A 7250-nucleotide genomic window follows, 5' to 3' on the forward strand; every position below is an offset into this window, starting at 1 on the left:
TAACTACTATGTTGTCATCTCCCAGGCCAGGATCGGGCCGCCACGCCAACACTGGTGCGAACCCGCGGCACAGCCCACCTTATCGACCAACGATTTCGGCGATCCGCGCGGCGGCCGCGGCCGGGCCGTCCTCGGATCGGTATGTCCACCAGGGTCCGCGCCAGTCGCGTTCGGCCAGCTCACGGTACACCTCCCCGGTCCGGTGCTGCAGACCGCCGTCGCGCTCGTAGGCGTCGAGGGCGCGCTCGGCGTCGAGTTCGCCACGCCGGCGGGCACGCTCGGCGGCCAGCTCGACCGGCACGTCCAGCAACACTTGCAGCGCGGGCGCGGGCAGGGCGAACCTGCCGAACTCCAATTCGCCCACCCAGTCCACGATTTCACCGTCGGCCGACTGCCCGAGCCGGGCGGCCGAGTAAGCAGCGTTGGAGGCGACGTAGCGATCCAGGATCACAACGTCGTTGTCGGCCAACAGCTTCGACAACTCGTCTCGAGCCTCGGCGCGGTCCAATGCGAACAGCAGAGCCATGCCGCTGACCGAGGCGGCGAGGTCGCCGTGCGCGCCGCGCAGCGCCTCGGCGGCCAGGTCGGCGTGCACCGAGGTGCGGTAGCGCGGGAAGGCCATCGTCGCGACCCGCAGGCCGCGCCCGCACAGATCGGCGACGACCCGCGCGATCAGCGTGCGCTTGCCCGCGCCGTCGAGGCCCTCGACCGCTATCAGCACTCCCATGACCAGGCAGACTACCCCGTCGCCCGCACCCCGCTGACATCGCCTCACCAGCACATATGCCGGCTTCTCGACCGGGCTCCACGGCCACGCCGACCGCCTCACCGCACAGCTCGCTGCCCCAAGACCGCCGTCAGCCCGTACTCGCCGCTCCGGATCACCCCGGACCCGCCGGACCCGCCGGACCCCGAGCTCGTACACGGCCTGCGCCCGCAGGTGCTGGGTTGTCCGCGGGAAGGCGCAGAGGCCGCCGGCACCTTTCAGTGCCTGCGGCCTCCGGGTAATCGCGGGGTCAGTAGCGGTAGTGGTCCGGCTTGTACGGGCCCTCGACGTCGACGCCGATGTACTCGGCCTGGTCCTTGGTGAGCTTGGTGAGTTCGCCGCCGAGCGCTTCGACGTGGATGCGCGCGACCTTCTCGTCCAGGTGCTTGGGCAGGCGGTAGACCTCGTTGTCGTACTGCTCGGGCTTGGTCCACAGCTCGATCTGCGCGATCACCTGGTTGGAGAAGCTGTTGGACATCACGAACGACGGATGGCCGGTCGCGTTGCCGAGGTTGAGCAGACGCCCCTCCGACAGCACCAGGATCGAGCGGCCGGTCTCCTCGAACGTCCACAGATCGACCTGCGGCTTGATGGTCAATCGCGTTGCGCCGGAACGCTCCAGCGCCGCCATGTCGATCTCGTTGTCGAAGTGGCCGATGTTGCCGAGGATGGCCTGGTCCTTCATCGCCTTCATGTGCTCGAGGGTGATGATGTCCTTGTTGCCGGTCGCGGTGATGACGATGTCGGCTTCGCCGATCGCGTTCTCCACGGTCACCACGTCGTAGCCGTCCATCAGCGCCTGCAGCGCGTTGATCGGGTCGATCTCGGTGACCTGCACCCGGGCGCCCTGTCCGGCAAGCGATTCCGCGCAGCCCTTGCCGACATCGCCGTAGCCGCAGATCAATATCTTCTTGCCGCCGATCAGCACGTCGGTGCCGCGGTTGATGCCGTCGATCAGCGAGTGGCGGGTGCCGTACTTGTTGTCGAACTTGCTCTTGGTGACCGAGTCGTTGACGTTGATCGCCGGGAACACCAGCTCGCCCGCCGCCGCGAACTGGTAGAGCCGCAGCACGCCGGTGGTGGTCTCCTCGGTGACGCCGCGGACCGACTCGGCGATCTTGCCCCACTTGCCCCGATCGGTCTCGAACCGCTCGCGCAGCAGGTTCAGGAAGACCTTGTACTCGGCCGAGTGGTCCTCCTCCTCCGGCGGCACCACGCCCGCCTTCTCGAACTGCGCGCCGCGCAGCACGAGCATGGTGGCGTCACCGCCGTCGTCGAGGATCATGTTGGCCGGCTCGCCCGGCCAGGTGAGCATCTGCTCGGCGGCCCACCAGTACTCCTCCAGCGTCTCGCCCTTCCAGGCGAACACCGGGGTGCCCTTGGGCTCCTCGACGGTGCCGTGCGGGCCGACGACCACGGCGGCCGCCGCGTGGTCCTGGGTCGAGAAGATGTTGCACGAGGCCCAGCGAACCTCGGCGCCGAGGCTGGTCAGGGTCTCGATCAGCACCGCGGTCTGCACGGTCATGTGCAGCGAGCCGGAGATGCGCGCGCCCTGCAGCGGCCGCACCTCGGCGTACTCACGGCGCAGCGCCATCAGACCGGGCATCTCGTGTTCGGCCAGACGGATCTCCTTGCGGCCGAAATCGGCCAGCGACAGATCTGCCACCTTGTAGTCGATGCCGTTGCGGACATCGGCGGTCAACGACGTGCGTGCGTGAAGTTCTGAGGTGGTCATCAGCCTCTCCTGGTTCGGCAAGTACCGAGGCAAGGCTAGTCGCTCGCGACCGGGCGTGGTCGACGTGCCTGTCCTCCCCCGGCGGACTCGGCCGGGGGCGGCGGCGCTTACGCGATGACCCCGCGCGTCGCCAGGATGCGGCGCCGCTTGCGCGGCTGGATGTTCGCCAAGGTGATGTCGCCGCCGTAGTGGGCGAGAACTCGATCGTCCATCACCCACCGCCACAGCGGCGGGATGGCGGCCAGCACGATCATGGCCGCGTACCCGGCGGGCAGTTGCGGGGCCTGCTCCGAGGTGCGCAGCGTCTGGTAGCGCCGCCCCGGGTTGGCGTGGTGGTCGCTGTGCCGCTGCAGATGGAACAGGAAGATGTTGGTGACCAGGTGGTCGCTGTTCCAGCTGTCGCGCGGCGAGCAGCGCGCGTACATGCCGTTCGGGCGGCGCGCGCGCAGCAGGCCGTAGTGCTCGACATAGTTCACCGTCTCCAGCAGCCCGATGCCGATGACCGCCTGCAGCAGCAGCCAGGGCAGCACGGCGAAGCCGAAGACCGCGATCAGGACGCCGAACAGCACGAGCGTCATCGACCAGGCCTGCAGGATGTGGTTGTCCCGGCTCCACCAGCCCTTGCCCTTGCGGGCGAGCCGCTCGCTTTCCAGCGCGAGCGCCGAGCGGAAGCTCCCGGACACGCTGCGGGGCAAGAACTCCCACAGCGACTCCCCTAGTCGCCCGCTGGCCGGATCCTCCGGGGTCGCCACTCGCACGTGGTGGCCGCGGTTGTGCTCGACGAAGAAGTGCCCGTAACCGGACTGCGCGAGCGCGATCTTGGCCAGCCAGCGCTCCATGCGTTCGACCCGGTGGCCGAGTTCGTGGGCGGCGTTGATCCCGATGCCGCTGACGAATCCGAGGGTGGCGGCCAGGCCGAGCTTGTCGATCACGCGCAGCTCGTCACCGGCCCACATGTAGCAGGCGATCACCAAGCCGATCAGCTGGACCGGGAGCATCAGGTACGTGCACCACCGGTAGTACCGATCGTTGGACAGCAGCTCGTAGTCCTCGTCCCGCGGGTTGGTTCCGTCCACGCCGATGGTCCAGTCCAGCACCGGGATGACGATCAGCACGATGATCGGGCCGATCCACCAGAAGGCCTCGGCGCCGGTGTGCAGCACCAACTGGGACGGCAGCAATGCCGACGACGGCGCGATCAAGCCGAGAACCCACAGATAGCGCTTGGGATCAGGCGATCCCACCGGTTTGCCAACCGTTTGCACTTTTGCTCCGCTCAAAGAAGACCCGAACACCGTCGCATGAGAATACTTGCTGACTTGTTGTCCGTTACACCAATGCCTTCGGTTGAGACGTGATCGCTACTACAAGCCGTGCAGTCGGTTTTTAATGTGCTGCGAATGCGCTAGTCAGTCACGAGACGCTTGCCCGACCGCAGTCAGCTCTGTACTCGCGCGGCCAGAATCGCTTCGACGTAGGGACTCAGCAGCGCGCTCAACTCCGCGGGCGCGTCACGCCCCGGACCGGGCGGAGTGGGGATGTAACTGAGGGCGATCCGCACCAGCGCGTGCGCGATGACATCCGACTCGGTCGCCGTCGACGCCACCCAGCTGTGCTGGAAGGCACGCGACAGCCGCTCGGTCGCGTGCTCGAGCAACGGCCCCGCGTCGAGGGTGATCAGGCGCAGCAGATCCAGCTTCACCTCGCCCGCGACCAGCGACTGCACCAGCGGATCGGACGCCGCGTCGAAGAAGAAGTTCGCCATGCCGTCGCGGAAGGCGGCGCGGACGTCGCCGACGTTGCCGTTGATCGCCGCGTCCACGTGATCCACCAGAAAATCGGCCAGACGCAGGGCGTATGCCTGCGTGAGGCCGCTGCGCGAGCCGAACTCGTTGTAAAGCGTCTGCCTGCTCACGCCGGCCCTGGCCGCGACGTCCCCGAGCGTGATCTTGGACCAATCCCGCTCGGTGAGCAGCTCGCGCATCGCGTCCAGGACCGACGTCCGCAGCAGGTCCCGCGCGGCCTCCTGGTAGGGAATCCTGGCTCCGTTGCGCGGCATACCCGCGACATTGTCACGGGCGCCTGCCGCAGTCAAAATCTCACGACCGTTCGATTTCGACCATGTAGAAGTCCGCCTTGGCGGCCCCGCAGTCCGGGCAAGTCCAGTCGTCGGGGATGTCGTCCCAGCGGGTCCCCGGCGCGATGCCGTCCTCCGGCCAGCCCTCGGCTTCGTCGTATTCGAAGCCGCACTGGATGCACTGATAGAGCTTGTATTCGGTCATTTCGTCGTCCCCATCGGCTCGAAGTCGATCTTCTCCCGTACGCCGCAGTCCGGGCAGCACCAGTCCTCCGGCACCCTCTCCCACGGGGTGCCCGGTGGAAAGCCCTCGTGCGGCGCGCCTTTCGCCTCGTCGAAGACGTAGTCGCAGACGGGGCAGCGATACGCGCTCACGCTCTGCCCTTTCCGGCACGAGCGGGGCCCTGCGTGGTCACGCTCCGCTGCCTCCTCCGGGCCTGACCGCTCATGCTGTGGCTGTTTCCGGCACGAGCGGGGCCCTGCGTGGTCACGCTCCGCTGCCTCCTCCGGGCCTGACCGCTCATGCTGTGGCTGTTTCCGGCACGAGCGGGGCCCTGCGTGGTCACGCTCCGCTGCCTCCTCCGGGCCTGACCGCTCATGCCATGCCCTTTCCGCCCGTCTCGCCCGCGCCGTAGCGGGCCAGCACCTTCTCCCGCTTGCCCGGATCGATGTTGGCGCGGGTGATGTCGCCGTCGTAGTGCGCCAGCACGCGCTTGTCCATGACGCGTCGCCACAGCGGCGGGAAGTAGGCCAGCAGGATCATGCTGGCGTAGCCGCTCGGCAGGTTCGGCGCGCCGTCCCAGCTGCGCAGGGTCTGGTAGCGCCGGGTCGGGTAGGCGTGGTGATCGCTGTGCCGCTGCAGGTGGTACAGGAAGATGTTGGTGACGATGTGGTCGCTGTTCCAGCTGTGCACCGGGGCGGGCCGCTCGTACCGGCCGCTCGCCGTGCGCTGCCGCACCAGGCCGTAGTGCTCCAGGTAGTTGACCGCCTCCAGCAGGCTGAAGCCGACCACCGCCTGCAGGATCAGGTACGGCAGCAGTTCGATGCCGAACACCGCGACCAGCGCCGCGAACAGCGCCGCCGACATCAGCCAGGCGCTGAGCACCTCGTTGCGCAGGCTCCACGGCTTCTTGCCGAGCCGGTCCAGCCGCACCTTCTCCAGCTGCCAGGACGACTTCAGGCTGCCCCACACGGTGCGCGGCCAGAAGGCCCAGAACGTCTCGCCCACCCGGGAACTCGCCGGGTCCTCCGGGGTCGCGACGCGCACGTGGTGGCCGCGGTTGTGCTCGATGTAGAAGTGCCCGTAGCCGGACTGGGCCAGCGCGATGCGCGACAGCCAGCGCTCCAGATCCACCTTCTTGTGGCCGAGCTCGTGCGCGGTGTTGATGCCGATGCCGCCGATCATGCCGACGGTGATCGCCAGGCCGATCTTGTCCACCACGTGCAGCCCGCCATCGATGCCGAGCCAGCTCACGTCGTCGGCGGTGATCAGGTAGGCCGCCAACAGCAGCGTGGCGTACTGGAAGGGCAGGTACAGGTAGGTGAGATAGCGGTAGTACTTGTCGTTCTCCAGGTACTCCATCACCTCGTCGGGCGGGTTGTCGCCGTCCGGGCCGAAGAAGACGTCCGCGATCGGGATCAACACGTAGACCAGGATCGGCCCGAGCCAGAACGGCACCTGGGCGAGGCGATGCCAGCCGAGTTCGTTCAACGCCCAGATCAGCGGCAGCCCGATGGTGAACAGGCCGGTCGGGGCGAACAACCCCCACAGCCACATATAGCGCTTACGGTCCCGCCAAGCCGGCACCTCGACCGGCTGCGCGGACATGTCGGCGTGCGTCGACATCGTTGTCTCCATTCCGAACGGCACGTGCCCCTGTGACGTGCATTACCTCTCTTATGGACGATAGAGCCATGTTTGTCTCTTGTCTAGACAAATTAGACAATTTGTAAAGAGCAAGTGAGGACATGAAAAGCCCGGCCGGATGGCATCCGACCGGGCTCGGCCTATCGAAGGGGGCGTGGCTGTTTACCGCAACAGCACGTCGGCGTCGGCGGGCAGGGCGTGCACCGGCCACCAGCGCAGGTCGGTGGACTCGTGGCTGCGGACCGGGGTGGCGCCCGCCGGAGCGGTGAGCCGGAACAGGAGGTCGAGGTGCCGGGTGGGCACGCCGAGCGAGCAGGTGATGGGGTGGGCCTGGGCGCCGTAGAGCCCGGGGTGCAGCCGCAGGTTCGCGATGCCGGACTCCTCGGTGGCTTCGCGCAGCGCGGCGCCCGCGACCGTGTCGTCGTGCTCTTCGCAGTGGCCGCCGAGCTGGATCCAGCGTCCGACTCTCGGGTGCAGGGTGAGCAGCACCTCGCGGCCGTCGTGGGAGAACACCACCGCGGAGGCGGTGATGTGGCCCGGCGCGTGCTCGCGCAGGCAACCGCGCGGCGCCGAGCCGAGGAACGCCAGCATCGCCTCGCGCAGCGAGCGGTCCGAATCGAGAACCGGACGCCACGTTTCGAGCAACTCGGTGGCCGAAGCGTGCAGCGACTCCGCGCTCACCAGCGGCTCCCACGCGCCGCACGAGTAAGGATCGTCACAGTTCGACCAGCCCCGAACCAGCGCCCGCCGCCTGCCGGGGGGTCAGCTCCTCGAGCGGATGACCGATCGCGACGGCGCCCAGCGG

Annotated in this window: 8 protein-coding genes; all 8 read right to left on the reverse strand. The window is 67.9% G+C overall.

Features of this window, described 5'->3' with window-relative positions:
- Positions 1–79 precede the first annotated feature (79 nt).
- The 8 genes from ON27_RS21785 to ON27_RS21820 all read right to left on the reverse strand — a co-directional run bounded on the left by ON27_RS21785 (position 80) and on the right by ON27_RS21820 (position 7126).
- Positions 80–727, reverse strand: coding sequence for a dTMP kinase (locus ON27_RS21785; protein ID WP_043730849.1), 648 nt, complete (start codon positions 725–727; stop codon positions 80–82).
- A gap of 289 nt (positions 728–1016) precedes the next feature.
- Complete coding sequence (gene ahcY / locus ON27_RS21790) at positions 1017–2501, reverse strand: adenosylhomocysteinase (protein ID WP_043730853.1); 1485 nt, start codon at positions 2499–2501, stop codon at positions 1017–1019.
- Between the two features lie 107 nt (positions 2502–2608).
- On the reverse strand, positions 2609–3745 hold the full coding sequence (locus tag ON27_RS21795) for an alkane 1-monooxygenase (protein WP_245560045.1): 1137 nt from the start codon (positions 3743–3745) through the stop codon (positions 2609–2611).
- Positions 3746–3939: 194 nt separating this feature from the next.
- Positions 3940–4560 carry a TetR/AcrR family transcriptional regulator gene (locus ON27_RS21800; protein WP_051046871.1) on the reverse strand — a complete coding sequence of 207 codons (621 nt, stop codon included), beginning with the start codon at positions 4558–4560 and terminating at the stop codon, positions 3940–3942.
- A gap of 40 nt (positions 4561–4600) precedes the next feature.
- Entirely contained in the window at positions 4601–4783 is a 183-nt protein-coding gene (locus tag ON27_RS21805) for a rubredoxin (protein ID WP_043730863.1), read from the reverse strand.
- Complete coding sequence (locus ON27_RS21810) at positions 4780–4953, reverse strand: rubredoxin (RefSeq protein WP_043730866.1); 174 nt, start codon at positions 4951–4953, stop codon at positions 4780–4782. Before ON27_RS21810 ends, ON27_RS21805 begins: the two co-directional genes overlap by 4 nt.
- 220 nt (positions 4954–5173) lie before the next feature.
- Positions 5174–6424: an alkane 1-monooxygenase gene (locus ON27_RS21815; RefSeq protein WP_043730868.1), complete on the reverse strand. Its 1251-nt coding sequence runs from the start codon at positions 6422–6424 to the stop codon at positions 5174–5176.
- A 183-nt stretch (positions 6425–6607) separates the two neighbouring features.
- Positions 6608–7126, reverse strand: coding sequence for an NUDIX hydrolase (locus ON27_RS21820; protein ID WP_043730871.1), 519 nt, complete (start codon positions 7124–7126; stop codon positions 6608–6610).
- Between the last annotated feature and the right edge of the window lie 124 nt (positions 7127–7250).

The organism is Nocardia asiatica NBRC 100129, assembly GCF_000308415.1.
Taxonomy (GTDB): domain Bacteria; phylum Actinomycetota; class Actinomycetes; order Mycobacteriales; family Mycobacteriaceae; genus Nocardia; species Nocardia asiatica.